The 15,459-nt window shown below is 42.9% G+C and carries 11 protein-coding genes and 1 tRNA gene; 1 reads left to right on the top strand and 11 read right to left on the bottom strand.

Annotation, left to right across the window (positions count from 1 at the left end; genetic code table 11):
• Nucleotides 1–19: 19 nt before the first annotated feature.
• The 7 genes from purR to J1C91_RS01320 all read right to left on the bottom strand — a co-directional run bounded on the left by purR (nt 20) and on the right by J1C91_RS01320 (nt 10,211).
• Nucleotides 20–835, bottom strand: a complete 816-nt coding sequence (purR, locus tag J1C91_RS01350) for a pur operon repressor (protein ID WP_032905583.1) — start codon at nt 833–835, stop codon at nt 20–22.
• A gap of 92 nt (nt 836–927) precedes the next feature.
• Nucleotides 928–1,872 (bottom strand): 3'-5' exoribonuclease YhaM family protein, encoded by a 945-nt coding sequence (locus tag J1C91_RS01345; protein WP_002908651.1) that lies wholly within the window; start codon nt 1,870–1,872, stop codon nt 928–930.
• A complete protein-coding gene (gene rmuC, locus J1C91_RS01340; RefSeq protein WP_002908650.1) occupies nt 1,862–3,118 on the bottom strand; it encodes a DNA recombination protein RmuC in 1,257 nt (418 codons plus the stop codon). Before rmuC ends, J1C91_RS01345 begins: the two co-directional genes overlap by 11 nt.
• 1 nt (nt 3,119) lies before the next feature.
• A complete protein-coding gene (locus J1C91_RS01335; protein WP_002908649.1) occupies nt 3,120–3,752 on the bottom strand; it encodes a thiamine diphosphokinase in 633 nt (210 codons plus the stop codon).
• The gene (gene rpe / locus J1C91_RS01330) at nt 3,745–4,404 is read right to left on the bottom strand and encodes a ribulose-phosphate 3-epimerase (protein WP_002908648.1); all 660 of its coding nucleotides are present in this window, start codon (nt 4,402–4,404) and stop codon (nt 3,745–3,747) included. Before rpe ends, J1C91_RS01335 begins: the two co-directional genes overlap by 8 nt.
• Nucleotides 4,405–4,415: 11 nt before the next feature.
• Nucleotides 4,416–5,294, bottom strand: coding sequence for a ribosome small subunit-dependent GTPase A (rsgA, locus tag J1C91_RS01325; RefSeq protein ID WP_002908647.1), 879 nt, complete (start codon nt 5,292–5,294; stop codon nt 4,416–4,418).
• 234 nt (nt 5,295–5,528) lie between these two features.
• Nucleotides 5,529–10,211, bottom strand: coding sequence for a Cna B-type domain-containing protein (locus J1C91_RS01320; protein WP_002908646.1), 4,683 nt, complete (start codon nt 10,209–10,211; stop codon nt 5,529–5,531).
• Nucleotides 10,212–10,405: 194 nt separating this feature from the next.
• Between J1C91_RS01320 and J1C91_RS01315 the strand changes: the two genes are divergently transcribed.
• A tRNA-Leu gene (locus J1C91_RS01315) sits at nt 10,406–10,488 on the top strand.
• Nucleotides 10,489–10,634: 146 nt separating this feature from the next.
• On the opposite strand, the gene rsmA is transcribed toward J1C91_RS01315, so the two are convergent.
• From rsmA to J1C91_RS01295, 4 genes are all read right to left on the bottom strand, one after another.
• The gene (gene rsmA, locus J1C91_RS01310) at nt 10,635–11,507 is read right to left on the bottom strand and encodes a 16S rRNA (adenine(1518)-N(6)/adenine(1519)-N(6))-dimethyltransferase RsmA (protein WP_125438857.1); all 873 of its coding nucleotides are present in this window, start codon (nt 11,505–11,507) and stop codon (nt 10,635–10,637) included.
• Between the two features lie 123 nt (nt 11,508–11,630).
• Nucleotides 11,631–14,096, bottom strand: coding sequence for a tetratricopeptide repeat protein (locus J1C91_RS01305; protein WP_185761322.1), 2,466 nt, complete (start codon nt 14,094–14,096; stop codon nt 11,631–11,633).
• The gene (rnmV, locus tag J1C91_RS01300) at nt 14,093–14,662 is read right to left on the bottom strand and encodes a ribonuclease M5 (protein ID WP_312023177.1); all 570 of its coding nucleotides are present in this window, start codon (nt 14,660–14,662) and stop codon (nt 14,093–14,095) included. The genes J1C91_RS01305 and rnmV overlap by 4 nt, the downstream gene beginning before the upstream one ends.
• Nucleotides 14,655–15,425, bottom strand: coding sequence for a TatD family hydrolase (locus J1C91_RS01295; RefSeq protein ID WP_125438862.1), 771 nt, complete (start codon nt 15,423–15,425; stop codon nt 14,655–14,657). Before J1C91_RS01295 ends, rnmV begins: the two co-directional genes overlap by 8 nt.
• Nucleotides 15,426–15,459 lie beyond the last annotated feature (34 nt).

Here is a 15,459-nt window from a genome sequence, read left to right as displayed (position 1 = left end):
ATAATCTCCGCCCTTTTCCCTAATCAAAAATATTTCCAATTTCCACATCAATGGTATTCGCCTTGACATCAATATTGGTTACTTTCAAGAGCGATTTATAGTCCAGATAATCGCGATTAGCCTGCGCGTTGTCCGCAAAGACAGCTACACCTGCCAACTCAGAGTCAAACTCTGATAAGAGGCTAATCATGCCTGTAATGGTTCCTCCGCCTTTGAGGAAGTCATCCACAATCAAGACGCGGCTGCCGGCCTTGAGACTGCGCTTGGACAAGAACATCTTTTCGATACGATCTCCGCTGGATCCCGATACGTAGTTGACACTGACCGTTGATCCTTCTGTAATCTTTAAATCCCGACGAACGATGACAAAAGGTACATTGAGAACATTGGCTACTGCATTGGCCAAAGGAACACCCTTAGTCGCAACTGTCATGACCGCATCAATCTGTTGATCTTTAAAGCTCTTGGCAATGATTCGCCCGATATTGTTCAGAATAGATGGAGTGCTGAGCAGATCAGATAGATAAATATAGCCCCCAGGAAGAATCCGATTGCTTTCAGACAGCTGATCACAAAGACCTTGTACAATAGTCTTAGCTTCTGTATCTGAGATGGACGGGCTAAAAATCACTCCTCCACCAGCACCAGTAATCGTTTCGATAGTTCCAATTTCAATCTCTTCAAAGGCACGCTTAATAATGACAATATCTTCTGAAATAGAAGATTTGGCAGATTCATATTTTTCTGCAAATGTATTTAAGCTCGTTAATTCATAAGGATGGTTAATCAAATAATTAGAAATAACCACCATACGCTCACTTCTTCTTAATTTCATTTTTTCACCAATTAAAGTTATTTTATTCATTATACCATAACAGAAACAAAAAAACGAACATTCTTTTCCAAGTAATGTCCATTTTTCGTATTTTACTGTTCAAGTTTCGGTTTGTAGAAAGAACGGCCTTCAAGAGCGAATATTTTATTGCTCATTTGGCCTGGATCTACAAGTCCTAAGGCAGCAGTCATCATCATCATCTCCGCATCCAGATTATCAATCATGTGCAGGATTTCTGCCTCCATAATCTTAGGCCGGACAGGACTGCCATATTCCAAGAGACCGTGGTGGCTGAGAAGCACATGCCGCAGGACGATTACTTCTTCTTTGCCGTCATCAATTTTCAGCTCCATCAGGGTCTTGGTCAATTCTTCATCAATCAAAGCGATGTGCCCAATCAGATTGCCTCGCACGGTGTACTCTGTATTTTCCGGACCGCTGAGCTCAATAACCTTGGCCAAGTCATGGAGCATGATCCCTGCGAATAACAAGCTTTTATTAAGCTGAGGATAAATGTCTCCGATAGCATCTGCCAGCTTGACCATGGTAGCGGTATGAAAGGCTAGACCAGACTCAAAAGCATGGTGATTGGTCTTAGCTGCTGGATAAGAATAGAACTCCTTGTCGTACTTGCTATAAAGCGAGCGGACCACGCGCTGCCAGACCGAATTCTCAATCTTGAAAATCATCTGAGATAAATAGTCTCGGATTTCTTTCTGGTCTACTGGCGGTTTTTCCTTGAAATCTGCTGGATCATTGGGCTCTCCAGCCTTAGGAAGGCGCAGGGTCAGTTGATTTACTTGAGGCGTGTTATTGTAGACTTCCCGCCGGCCTTGCATGTGTACGACCTTACCAGCTGTGAATTCTTCAACATTATGTGGCTGAGCATCCCAGAGTTTGCCCTCGATCACTCCTGTATCGTCTTGGAAAGTGAAGGCCAGATAATTTTTCCCAGCCCTTGTCTGACGGACTTCTGCTGACTTGATCAGATAGAAACCTTCAAACAGTTCATCTTTTTTCATTTGATTAATCTTCATCGTTTTCCCTTTCTTCTGAAAAATCAAGTAAGTTCAAATCGAGGTCTTGGTCAGACAGCTCAATATGGCGTAAGGTTCTTTCGATAGCTCCTGTCCTACGAGTCAAGAGTTCATCAATATTGCCCGAAGCATGCTGCAAGTGCTTTTGTGCCTTGGTCAGAATTCCACCGAACTTGTTAAACTCGGATTTGACAGAACCCAGAACCTTGCTGATGTCGTCCGCACTTTTTTGAATATTGAGCGTTTTAAAGCCGACAGACAGTGAATTGAGCAAGGCAGATAGGGTTGATGGTCCCGCTACCACAATCTGCTCCTCACGTCGCAAACTGTCAAAAAAGGCTGGGTTGCGGACCACTTCCGAATAGAGACCTTCCGTTGGCAGAAACATAATTCCAAAATTGGTCGTAGCTGGTGGTGCCAGATATTTACTCTTAATATCCTTGGCAAAGCGTTTAACACTTGCTAAGAGAGACTTGCGGTAGAGCTCAATCTCTTCCTTGCTGCCAGACTCATAAGCATCTTCCAAACGGTAGTAATCAGCCAGAGGAAACTTAGAATCAATAGGCAGGTAGACATATTCATGCTCTGTCTGTCCTGGCAGTTTAATGGCATATTCGACACGCTCACTGGAACCAGCCACCGTTACAAACTCTCGCTCATACTGGCTGGCCGTCATGATGTCCTCGATAATCTGCCCAAGCTGCAGCTCGCCTAGAATTCCTCGGGTCTTGGTGTTGGAAAGAACCTTGTTCAGTGTACCGACATCTCGGGCAACACTCTGCATTTCTCCCAGACCGCGATTAACAGACTCCAACTGCTTAGAGACGGTTTCAAAAGAAGTCTGAAGACGAGTCTGAAGTGTTTTCTCCAGTTTCTCTTCAACAGTCTGCCGCATCTGCTCTAGACGGGTTTCGTTGGACTCTTGAATCTGCCGCATACGCTCGTCAGTTTTATCCCGATTCTTGGTCAGGTTGTCACTGATTTCCAAGCGCAGCTCTGTCAAGTTGCGGTGCAAATCTGTCCTGACCTCGCCCAAGCGGTCTCCCAGAGCTAATTCCAGCTCTTTCTGAGCCGTTTGCTTTCTCTGGCTTTCTTGCTCCAAGCGATAGTCCAACTGATCCGATAGATGATCTGCCTGATTTTCCAAGACTTGCTTTAGCGTCTCGGTCTGCTGACTAATCTTTTGCCATAAAAGAAAGGTCAGCACTAGATTTCCCAAAAGAATGAGGATAATTATAAACTCCATATCAGCTCCTGTCTTTGCTGTAAATGACGACTGTATAGCCGCTATCAAAGTCCAAATAAATGGGCTTATCTATAAATTCGTTAGAAGCATACACTTTTTTGAAAAAAAAGTTATCTTTATTGAGCGGATATTTAGCGCCCTCAATCGTTAAGGTAGCATCATCCGATGGCAGAAAGGCCAGATAGCGCATGCCAGCTACCGGTTTGATTTCATGGTGCCCCTTGGGAACATAGGTCAGCAGATTCTGTTCGTCTTCCAGAAAAATCTTCTCCATATATGGTGCAATTTTTTCATTACTGGGCAGGAAGACATTGGCCAAGGCGTGATCCAGACGGCCGCCAAAGGCGCCGAAAATGGTCAAACGGGCATCTGTATACCGTTCAAAACAAGCCAGAACAGCTAACTCCAGGTCTGTATCATCCTTTTCAGGATGGGCCTGAATGATTTCCTTGGCACTATCTTTTATGCGCAGCAACTCTTCCTTGCTCACAGAGTCAAAATCCCCGACAGCCAAATCAGGACAAACTCCTTGCTCAAGCAGAAAGAGGCTCCCACGGTCTACTCCAACCAAAACATCAAAATCTAAGCTAAAATGCTCTAAGTTTCCGCCAGCAAACAGCGCAACCTTAGTCATGTAGGGCATCCCGTAAGGTCTGAACTTGATGATTGACATCACCCTTGAAGACATAGCTGCCAGCCACGAAGACATTGGCACCGGCTTCTTTAGCAATTCCAATGGTCTTGTCGTCAATACCGCCATCCACTTCAATATCAAAATTCAGCTGATTGACTTCGCGCAGAACGACCAGTTCACGAATCTTATCCATGGTTTCTGGCAGAAAGGCCTGGCCGCCAAAGCCTGGATTAACTGTCATCACAAGGACTTGGTCAACCAGATTTAAAACATTTTTGACTACTTCGACTGGTGTTCCCGGATTAATCACAACACTAGGCTTAACTCCTGCTGCCCGAATCTTCTGCAGTGCTCCGTGGATATGAGGTGTTGCTTCGGCATGGATGCTGATAATATCTGCACCGGCACGAGCGAATTCTTCGATATGATGTTCAGGATTGGAAACCATCAAATGGCAGTCAAAGACTAGCTTGCTGTGAGGACGCATACTGGCAACAACCCCAGCCCCAAAGCTGATATTTGGTACAAAATGACCATCCATAATATCGATATGGGCATACTCAGCCCCTGTCGCTTCTAATTTTCTTAACTCTGCTTCAAAATTAGCATAGTCCGCACTTAAGATTGAAGGGGCGATTTTGAACGATGTCATAGTTCTTCTCCTTATTTAGAATTTTTTTTGGCAACTTTTTTATAAGTTTCCCGACGATTCTCAATCTCGCTGAGAAATTGCAGGTAATTGTCAAAGCGAAAGGACGCTATCTGGCCGGACTCAACTGCTGGCTTGACAGCACAAGCCGGCTCGTGAGTATGGGTACAAGTACGAAACTTACAGGACTGGCTGAACTCAGCAATCTCTGGAAAAGCTTGATTGAGATCTTCAGCTGTAGTCACCTCGTAATCCAAAGACGAAAATCCTGGCGTATCGGCAATCTTCCCACCATTTAGATTGTAAAAGCTGACAGCCCGCGTCGTATGGCGGCCACGGCCAAGACTTTCAGAAATCTCTCCTGTTTCAAGCTGCAGGTCTGGGGCGATTTTATTGAGCAAGGTGGACTTTCCAACCCCAGTCTGTCCCATGAAAACAGTGATTTTCCCTGTCAGTAGCGGCAGCAATTCCTCAGTGGTTTTAAGAACCTCATAGCCGATGGCCTGATAGGCCTGTACATAAACATCCAAGCTCTGCTCATCTTCAAGCAGGTCTAACTTGCTGATGTAGATAATAGGATGGATCCGCTTATGCTCTAAAAGCACCAGAAAACGATCTAACAGATTGGCATTGAAATCTGGCTCTTTGGCGCTCATGATTACAACTGCCTGGTCAATGTTGACAATCGGAGGCCGCACCAGGCTGTTTTTACGCTCTTCTATTTTTAAAATATAGCCTTCCGAGTCTTTTTCAGCTGAAAATTCGACTTCATCACCGACATAAGGTGTCTGCCCTTTTTTGCGAAAATTACCCCGCGCTCTGGTTTGATAAACCTGTCCGTCCGACTCTACATAATAAAAGCCAGCCAGAGCCTTAATGATTTTTCCTTGCAAGATTGCTCCTTAAAAGTTAATACACTCATTATAACAAAAAATGCGAGATTTAGCTTGCTTGTTTTACATAGAAGGCATTTCTTAAGGTTGGATCCATTTTTCATAGAAAGCAGCTGCTTTAAAATATTTGGAATAAAAACGGCATGATAAAAGCGAACAAGTCCAAAAGAACCTGTTCGCTTTTTTATATCGAATGAGATGCTCACTGTAATTTTCAGTAAGTCACAAAACTGATTAGCTGCGTTTCGCCTTAGCCATCAGCATTCCTCCTGCGAGAAGAGCCGCTAAGAAGCCAAGAATAGTAACAAGAAGACTTTCTTCCTGTCCAGTACGAGGAAGAGCTTTCCCTCCGACTTTCGGAGCTTGACCGCCTGGCTTATTAGTTATCGCTCCGTCAACAACCTCTTTCTTAGCAGGGATATGACTAAAGGTCAGCTGAGTACCGTTGATCTCAAGCTTGTAGCCATCAACTGGATCAGCCGCAACACTATAGACAATTTCCTTGCCATCCTTGTACTTAGGAAGGCCGCTAAAGTCATACTGCCAACCATTTTCTCCTGACACAACCTCTTCTTTGATTGGCTTGCCATCTGCCAAGAGGCGAACAGTAATCTTAGAAGGTCGTACCTTATCTTGATTTTCAGCATCTGACCATACCGCAGTTCCCTTAACAGCAATCTGTGTTGGTTTATAGCTGTTAGTCAAAGTGAAGCTACCATCTGTTGCTTGTTCTTGGCTGCTGCTATACCCCTCAACCGTCACTTCTTCAAGGACTGTATAGTTGATTTTCTTGCCCTTCCTATTCTTAGGCAAATCCTTAGACTCAAACTTCCAGTCAGTAGTAGCTGTTACTTCCAGTTCATCTACTACCTTGTCTCCGTCCAAAATCTTGACCTTGATAGATGCTGGGCGCTTGCCATCTTGATTATTAGCATCATCCCAAACCTTTTGACCAGAGACTTTAACGGTTTCTGGAGTATAGGAGTTGGTAACGGTGAACTTATCAATCTTAGTTTCATACTGAGCAACAGCATCTTCTTTAAGTGTGTAGGCAATCTCTTGACCATTTCTATATTTAGGCAGGTCTTTAGATTCAAACTTCCATCCATTAGCAGCTGTTACTTCAAGCGTATCAACAATAGTGCTTCCATCCATTACTTTAACTGTAATAGATGCAGGGCGTTTACCATCTTGATCATCTGCATCATCCCAAACTTTCTGACCAGAAACTTTAACCTGCTCTGGAGTATGAGAGTTAGTGATTGTTTGACCTTCTACTTTCGGACTGTAACCTTTTTCTTTCAAAGCGGCTACTGTTGCATCATCTTCTTTGACAGAGTAGGTAATCTCCTGTCCCTTGTCAAACTGAGGCAGATTGGTGAAGCTTGCTTTCCATGTGTTGTCATCTGCCTTATCAGCAGCCGTCAAGGTCAATGTCTTACCTGCGACAGCAACTGGCTCTTGACCGTTTACTGAGCTATACAGTTGCACTGTGATAGAAGCTGGACGCTTGCCATCTTGGTTATTAGCATCATCCCAGACCTTCGTAACAGCATACTCCGTACTTTGAGGAGTGTAAGAATTAGTAATGGTGAACTTATCAATCTTAGTTTGATAGTCCGCAACTGCTTCTTCAGTAACTGTGTAGGCAATCTCTTGACCTGCTGCATACTTAGGAAGGGCTTTAGACTCAAACTTCCAATCGTTAGCAGCTGTTACTTCCAGCTCATCTACGACAGTATCGCCATTTTTCACCTTAACCTTAACAGAAGCTGGACGCTTGCCGTCTTGGTTATCCGCGTCATCCCAGACTTTTTGACCAGAAATCTTGATCATCTCTGGAGTGTAAGAGTTGGTAACAGTGAAATCTTTGATTTCTTTAGTGTAGCCAGCTACATCATCTTCCTCGATAGAGTAATCAATCTTCTGACCATTTTCATAAACTGGCAGATTTTCAAATTTAGTTTGCCATTGATCAGCAGCCGTCACTTCCTTGCTAGCGACTTCTGTCTTGACACCGCCGACTGTCTTCATCAGCTTAATGCTAATCTTAGTTGGACGCTTGCCGTCTTGATTGTCGCTGTCATTCCAGGTCTTGCTAGCAGTGATTTCTGTCTTTTCTGGTGTATAAGAGTTAGTGATATTGTAGCCATTAAGATTAGTTGAATAACCCGGTACAGCTTCTTCCGTTACTGTATAGGTAATTCGTTGGCCATCCTTGTAGACTGGCAAGCCAGTAAAGTTGTAAGACCAGCCTTCTGCCTCTCCGACTGTTTGGGTATTGACTTTTTGACCGTCAGCCAGCAGATTAACTGTGATAGAAGCTGGACGTTTGCCATCTTGGTTATCGCCATCTTCCCAAGTCTTGCTTCCAGACACAGTCGTTGTCTCTGGAGTGTAAGAATTGGTGATGTTGTAACCCTCTACCTTACTAGTATAACCTGGAACAGCTTCCTCACTTACGGTATAAGTGATTTCTTGGCCTGCCGCATACTTAGGCAAAGCCTTGGACTCATACTTCCATTCGTTAGCGGAAGTCACATTTTGCTCATCAACAACCGTATCACCATTCAGAATTTTAACCTTAACAGAAGCTGGACGCTTACCATCTTGGTTTTCCGCATCATCCCATTTCTTCTGACCGGAAACCTTGACCGTTTCTGGGGTGTAAGAGTTGGTGATGTTGTAGCCGTCCACCTTGCTCGTGTAGCCCGGTACAGCTTCTTCTGCAACAGTATAAGCAATTTCTTGACCTGACGCATATTTAGGAAGAGGATTAGATTCATATTTCCAACCGTTAGCAGCCGTCACTTCCTGCACATCGACAATATCTTGGCCTTTCAAGATCTTGACTCTAACAGCATTTGGGCGCTTGCCGTCTTGGTTTTCCGCATCTTCCCACTTCTTCTGACCAGAAATCTTGATTGTTTCTGGTTTGTAAGTGTTGGTCACTACAAAGCCGTCAGCAGCATTGCCAGTTACCTGAGATTGATAGTGAGGGACCGCGTCTTCTTCCAGAGAATAAACAACTTCTTGTCCCTTTTCATATTTGTTCAAGTTGGCGAACTCGGTTGCCCACTGGTCAGCTTCAGTCAGAGTTCGGTTCGCAACTTCTGATTTCTGACCGCCGACTTCTTTATAAAGTTTGACAACAACATTGGCAGGACGTTTGCCGTCTTGATTCTCGGCATCATCCCATTTCTTGCTGGCTTTGATAGCGATTTTCTCTGGCGTACGAGTATTGGTAACAGTGAGATTCCCCTGATCTACTTCTGGAGCATCGTAACCATCAAGCTGATCTTCACCGATTGTATAGGTGATTTTTTGACCGCTTGCATCAAAGATTGGTAAATCAGTTGTCTGAGCTGTCCACTCCGCATCTGTACTACCGCCAGTTACGGTCACTGTCTTATCAGCCAGTTTTTGACCGTTAGCGTAGACATCTACAGCAATAGAAGCTGGACGCTTGCCGTCCTGATTGCTTTCATCTTTCCAAATTTTCTTGACTGTCAGCTTTTTGCTGGCATTTGGATCTACCGTATTCTTGACTGTTTTGACTGCACCATCAGCCTTGATAGTCACTTTCATCGGATTGCTGTCCAGTACATAGCCTTCCGGAGCTGTGACTTCTTCTACTGTGAATTGGCCTTTCTTGATTTCTTCACTTGAGAAAGGCTGTGTAGAAACCCGCCCGTTAGCATCAGTCGGCGGCAGAGTAATCTCTTCACCGCTAGGAGTTGTCACCTTAAAGACAGCACCTTCCAGCATTTTGCCAGTCTTAGAATCCTGCTTATAGAGAACCAGACTGTTGCTGATATCCGCTGTGATAACACCGCCTTCTGTAATCCGGCTGCTGCGCTCTACCGTAGAGCTCGTCTGACCAGGACGATCATCTCTGAATGGCAGTTTTGTATTATCAACTTCCATCTCAGCCGTATTGGATACCAAAGAACCATCAGCTGGTGAAGTTGTCATATAGTTCAACATAAAGGCACGATTACCTGGATTATTGATAGTTAGAGTAAACTCTGTATAAGTGTCATTATAGGCAACTGTATAATCTTGACCTTCTTTCAAGATAACAGAATTCGCAATACTTGATAAACTCTGCGTGTACTCCCCTTGGCGAAGGACAAATTGCTCCGGAACGAATTGCATTGGCGCACTGCTATCTGGAATGACGTCCTTGATAACAATCGGAGAATTATAGGTCTTTTGCTGAGTATTGATACGAACAGTCCAGTTATGCGAGTAGTCACCGCTCTTGCCTAGAATAGCCGAATTATATGGCTTCTTAGCAATGACCCCTCCAATCTTAGCGTAGTTTTCACCAGCTGTTGAAAAACTGTTTTGTTTGCGCTCGTTAATGGTTACCTTATGGCTCATCGCCCCTTGAGTTTCCTCAGGCTTATAATTCCAGTCTTGATCAGCACCTACTGTCGTCGCCTGAAAATCAAAGAAGAAGCTCCCTCTTACTCCACTAGCAGTTGTCTTAGACTTGTAATCTGCCAAATTCTGAATAGTAACCGTAATCAGACCGCCCTTACCCGAACCATTCGACGTCATCTTAGCCGCTCCAAGCTGGACCTGCGTTTCATTATCCGTCAGAGTAAAAGTTGTACCATCAGCAATGGTTGCACCGTTTGGTACTGTAAAGGTAAAGGTATCCCCATCCTTGAGCTTGTTATCGTAAGCAGACAAATCAAAAACTAGCTCATAGCGATAATTTCCCCCTTGAACCAAATTGTAAGCACCGTTAACCTTGGTTGCTTCGCGGCCATTAGAGTGGTCCCAAATCTTAATATCTGTGATTGCATTCTTCAAAGCATCGGCTTGAGCAGTTGCTGTAAACAGCTTCAAATCCAGCAAAAACAGAAGGGGCAACATCAAAAATAGCAGCCATTTTTTCAGTTTCATAACATTCTCCTTTTTTATTTCGTTACCTAAATAAGTAATTAATCTAATTGTAACAAATACTTGCTATAATGGCAATATCATAGAACTATTTTAGTAAAGAAAAAATAGAATTTTTTCTGCTTTTTTCATACAGTGAAAAAAACTGATATTCGCTATTGGCATTTTCACAAAAATAAGTTATAATAGAATCTCAAGCGGAGGTGGTGGAACGGCAGACACGCATGCTTCAGGCGCATGTGCCCGTACGGGTGTGAGGGTTCAAATCCCTTCCTCCGCATAAAAAGCAATCCTATCAATTATGATAGGATTTTTTGTCATTATGAAGTAGAATTACACTGCAGAGAAAAGACAGAAATTTCACTTTCATATGTACCTCATTAGCAAAATAGAAGACCAGCTATGTAGAGCAGATCTTCTATTTTTTTATAATCCTTCAGACTTCAAAGCATCTGCCAGGCGCGCAAATTCCTCTAAACTCAGAGCTTCTCCCCGAACACTTGGAGATAAGTCAGCTCGTTCTAGAGCCGCTGTCAATTTGCTTTTAGTCTCCTCTGACTTCCCAAAATGACTGGTCAGATTGTTCCAGAGAGTCTTCCGACGGTGGACAAAGCTGGCCTTGGAGACCTTGAAAAAGAATTTCTCGTTCTGTACCTCAACAGGTGGCTGGTTTCTGCGCACCATCTTGAGAATAGCCGAATCCACATTTGGCGCTGGCACAAAAACTGTCCGCGGCACGATAAAGGCAACCTTGGCCGTCATGTAATACTGGACCGCGATTGACAAACTACCGTAGGACTTGGTATTAGGCTGAGCCGAAATCCGATCTGCCACTTCTCTCTGCATCATCACGACAAACTCACTAAAAGGAATCCCGCTCTCAATCAAATGCATGAGAATCGGCGTCGTGATGTAGTAGGGCAGATTTGCCACTACCTTGATAGGCAGGTCTGGATTCTTAAACTCTGCTATGTACTGGGCCAGATCAACCTTGAGAATATCCTGATTAACCACTGTCACATTGTCAAAATCGCGCAGAGTATCTGCCAAAATCGGCACCAGCCGATCATCAATCTCAAAGGCCATGACTTCTGCAGCACTTTCCGCCAAAAATTCTGTCAATGCCCCAATACCAGGACCAATTTCGATGACATTGACCTTTTTGTCAATCTCAGCAGTATCCACAATCTTCTGGAGGATGTTGGTATCAGTCAGGAAATTCTGACCGAAAGATTTTTTAAAAGTGAAACCGTGACGATCCAGAATGGCACGGGTCACACTATGGTCTGCAATACTCATCTTATTACGAATACAGTCTGCTGTATTCTTCCTTTCTCTTTTTCTATTCTAGCATATTTCAGACGGCTTAGATATATGCTCCAGTTCCCCTATTGAATCCTTATATTTGGCTTATAGAGCCCTTTATCTAAATTTTATCATAGATTTTTTAAACACAATATCCTTATCCAAGAGTTTCAACAGGGGAGTTACGTATTCAGGATTCGGAAACTTAGGACCAAAAATGACTTCACCGATTTGAATTGGATTTTCCCGTTCTACATAAAGTTTACCCATTCCAGAAGACCTATCAATCTTGATTTTCTTATTCTCAGAATCTAGGTTAGCATAGCGTAAGATACGCAGTTCGTTCTCATATTTGTAATCCACAGACTTAAATAAGTAACGAATTTCCTCTATACAGTCAGAAATAGCTTTTAGATAAAATTCATCCTTTTTATCTAAATTCTTATCTAGTTTTTTCTTTAAGGACTCCAACAATGTTTCCAACTCGATTATTTCTTTATCATCAAAGAGCTCTGTTTTTTCTATTCTAAACTTACCATCCAAATCATTAATATAGGCTATTCGATAGAGATAATCAACATTTCCTTTTGAATCATTATCATTTTCTTCAGAAATTGGTTCAATTCCTTCATCATTAATAGTATCGTCTGATTCCTCATTTTCCGATTTACTCTGAGAGCTTTTTATATTACTACTTAACTCCGATATAGGTGAATCCATCTTGTTAATGAACTCAAGAGTTCTGATTTCTTCACGCCATGAAACATCGTTGAACGATGTAAATCTCGAAAAATCGTCTTCTCGGAGCACAAGACAAACACCTTGAGCATCATCACCGTACTGGGACCACATGGCTAAATCATCCGTTTTAATAGTAAAGCTCATTAAAAACCATGAGCTTGTCTCCAAAATATCTCGTCTATCTAAGCCCAATATCTTTTCTATGATGATACCTTCCTCAGGATCATTCATATAATTCGCATTATTCAGACGAGTTTTCCCAGATATGAAAAACTGGTCTGGATCCTCCTTCTGCTCCAATAAGCTTTGAAGCACGCTTCCTTTAGTGTAATGGCCAAACTTAAAATTTTCCTTTTTAACTTCATCTTTCAATCCAAGTTGGTATTTGATTTTTTGAACATATTGGTAGATAGACAGTAAGTTTTTTAGTTCAGTCGAGTCTTCTTTATAACGCTCTGCCCACATTTTCAAAATAGCATATTTGGCATCCCCTAAAAGCCCTTCCTTTAAGATAAAGTTGAATAACTTATACTCCTCACTGTCACAAATACTATCATTATGAAAAAATAGATCATCAAAAGTTTGTAGCATAAATTCGGAGAATTGTCCATAGAGTTTTTTTATCGTTTCTGTTATTTGAATACGTTTATATACCTCCGTTTGACAATCAAATACGCTTGCTAAGAGCACACAATATATAAAAGCGATTATTTCAGATTTTGAGAAGTCCTCATGTAATTCCTGTACTTTCTCAATAGTGGCCTCCTGTTTGTTCAACTCAGACTGCTTGAGTGATAAATTGAACAAAATAATAGCGAATGTTTCAGCTATATCAAGTGAATTTGGAAACTGTTTATTCAAGGTCTGCAATTTATCAACAGTAGCCTCCTGTTTGTTCAAATCAGGCTGATTGAGTGATAAATTGAACAAAATCATAGCAAAGGATTCTGCTATATCACGTGAATCTGGATACTGCTCATGCAAGGCCTGCAATTTGTCAACAGTAGCCTCCTGTTCGTTCAACTCAGACTGCTTGAGTGATAAATTGAATAAAATCCTAGCAAAGGCTTCTGCTATATCACGTGAATCTGGAAAATGCTCATGCAAGGCCTGCAATTTGTCAACAGTTGCCTTCAGTTCGTTCAACTCAGGCTGCTTAACTGATAAATTAAACAAAATCCTAGCATAATTCAATGCTATATCACGTGAATCTGGAAAATGTTCATGCAAGGCCTGCAATTTGTCAACAGTAAGCTCCTGTTCGTTCAACTCAGACTGCTTGAGTGATAAATTGAACAAAATCATAGCAAAGGCTTCTGCTATATCAGATGAATCTGGAAACTGTTCATGCAGGGCCTGCAATTTATCAACAGTTGCCTTCAGTTCGTTCAACTCAGGCTGCTTAACTGATAAATTGACCAAAATCATAGCATAATTCAATGCTATATCAGGTGAATCTGGAAAATGTTCATGCAAGGCTTGCAATTTATCAACAGTAGCCTTCGGTTCGTTCAACTCAGGCTGCTTAACTGATAAATACAACAAAATCCTAGCATAATTCAATGCTATATCAGGTGAATCTGGAAACTGTTCATGCAAGGCCTGCAATTTATCAACAGTAGTCTTCGGTTCGTTCAACTCAGGCTGCTTGGTTGATAAATTAAACAAAATCCTAGCATACGCTAGAGCAAGCTCTTCTGAGCCAAAGTATTTTTCGTAAATAGATTCCGCTTCATCTACTATAGCTTCACAAGATGCTTCATCTGTTTGTTGGGCGGATAAAGGGATAAGTTCCTTTAATTCTTTTAAACTTTGTTCTAAACCAAATTCTTTTTCGTTCATTTCTCATACCTCTTCATCACTTCTTCCACTTCCGCCAAAGTCACCCCAAACAATTCCAACCGTTTTAGCAGTTGCTTGCCATTGGAATAGCCGATACGGAGCTCTTCTCCCAGATACTCTCGACGCTGACGGCTGTCACTTCCCATAAGCAGACCTAGTCGCATAAGATCGCTTTTTGTGATGTCAAAATTATCCTCATCATCGAAATATCCGACCAGCCCAGCTAACGCCTGCTGTAAATCCTCAAATGAAGCGTGTTCCACTCCAAGCGATTTACCCTTGTTCTTAGACTTGGGAGCCGCCTCATCACGGCGGAGAAAGGCATGCTGAGCAGTTGGCACTGCCTCCATAATTATTCGACGGATACGCTCACCGTTGTAGTCTGGATCGGTAAAGACAATAACGCCACGTAGCTGGTGCAGTTTCTCTATCCGCTCTAGGTCTTCTTCATTGATCGCAGACCCTCTCGTCTCGTAAGTGTCAACTTGGTAAAATCGCTGCAGATTAGCTGTATCATCCTTGCCCTCAACGACGATTACCTGAGGGATTTTTATCTTCTCAGTCAAGCCCAAACACCTTCTTTGCATTTTCATAGGTCGCCTGCGCTACTTCTTCGACAGTCAGCCCACGAAGCTCAGCAATTTTCTCTACAACATAGCGGGTATAGGCTGTTTTGTTTTCTCGGCCACGCTTGGGAACGGGCGCCAGATAAGGAGCATCCGTCTCGACGAGGATTTTGTCCAAAGGCAGGTTCTGCGCAGCCTCCTGAATATCCGTCGCTTTCTTAAAGGTCACAACTCCAGAAAAGGAAATCATCATCCCTAGCTCGATAAAGCACTCTGCCATTTCCAAAGAACCCGAATAAGAATGCATAATACCACCTCGAGGGCCTACAGCCTCACTCTTGATAATCTCATAGGTATCCTCCAATGCGTCACGTGTGTGAACAACAAAGGGCAGGTTCAGCTCTTTGGAAAGCTGGATTTGGCGTCGAAAAACCCGCTCCTGAACATCCTTGGGCGCAGTCATCCAGTGATAGTCCAGCCCAATCTCGCCCAGAGCTAGCACTTTGGGGTGACGAAGCTTGTCCAGCAGATAGGCTTCCACCTCCTCATCATAAGTCCCAGCCTCAGTCGGATGCCAGCCAATCGTAGCATAAAGCTGATCATAGCTGTCGGCCAACTCCAAGGCGCGCTCAATGGTTGGTCGGTCAAAACCGACAATATTATGTGCAGCAACACTCATTTCTTTAGCTAATTGAAGCTCTTCTGCCTCTCGACCAGCAAATTCTTCCACATTTAAATGCGTATGTGTATCAAAAATCTTCATGCTTTACTTCCTTGTATTTCCTGTCCTTTATTAT

Origin of the sequence: Streptococcus sanguinis (assembly GCF_050222175.1) — a bacterium.
GTDB classification, from domain to species: domain Bacteria; phylum Bacillota; class Bacilli; order Lactobacillales; family Streptococcaceae; genus Streptococcus; species Streptococcus sanguinis_M.
This window is presented reverse-complemented; position numbering and strand designations above follow the sequence as displayed.

Bases quoted from the DNA above. Each gene is read 5' to 3' on its own strand.
- purR (WP_032905583.1), bottom strand. From the start codon at position 835: ATGAAATTAAGAAGAAGTGAGCGTATGGTGGTTATTTCTAATTATTTG.
- J1C91_RS01345 (WP_002908651.1), bottom strand. From the start codon at position 1,872: ATGAAGATTAATCAAATGAAAAAAGATGAACTGTTTGAAGGTTTCTAT.
- rmuC (WP_002908650.1), bottom strand. From the start codon at position 3,118: ATGGAGTTTATAATTATCCTCATTCTTTTGGGAAATCTAGTGCTGACC.
- J1C91_RS01335 (WP_002908649.1), bottom strand. From the start codon at position 3,752: ATGACTAAGGTTGCGCTGTTTGCTGGCGGAAACTTAGAGCATTTTAGC.
- rpe (WP_002908648.1), bottom strand. From the start codon at position 4,404: ATGACATCGTTCAAAATCGCCCCTTCAATCTTAAGTGCGGACTATGCT.
- J1C91_RS01320 (WP_002908646.1), bottom strand. From the start codon at position 10,211: ATGAAACTGAAAAAATGGCTGCTATTTTTGATGTTGCCCCTTCTGTTT.
- rsmA (WP_125438857.1), bottom strand. From the start codon at position 11,507: ATGAGTATTGCAGACCATAGTGTGACCCGTGCCATTCTGGATCGTCAC.
- J1C91_RS01305 (WP_185761322.1), bottom strand. From the start codon at position 14,096: ATGAACGAAAAAGAATTTGGTTTAGAACAAAGTTTAAAAGAATTAAAG.
- J1C91_RS01295 (WP_125438862.1), bottom strand. From the start codon at position 15,425: ATGAAGATTTTTGATACACATACGCATTTAAATGTGGAAGAATTTGCT.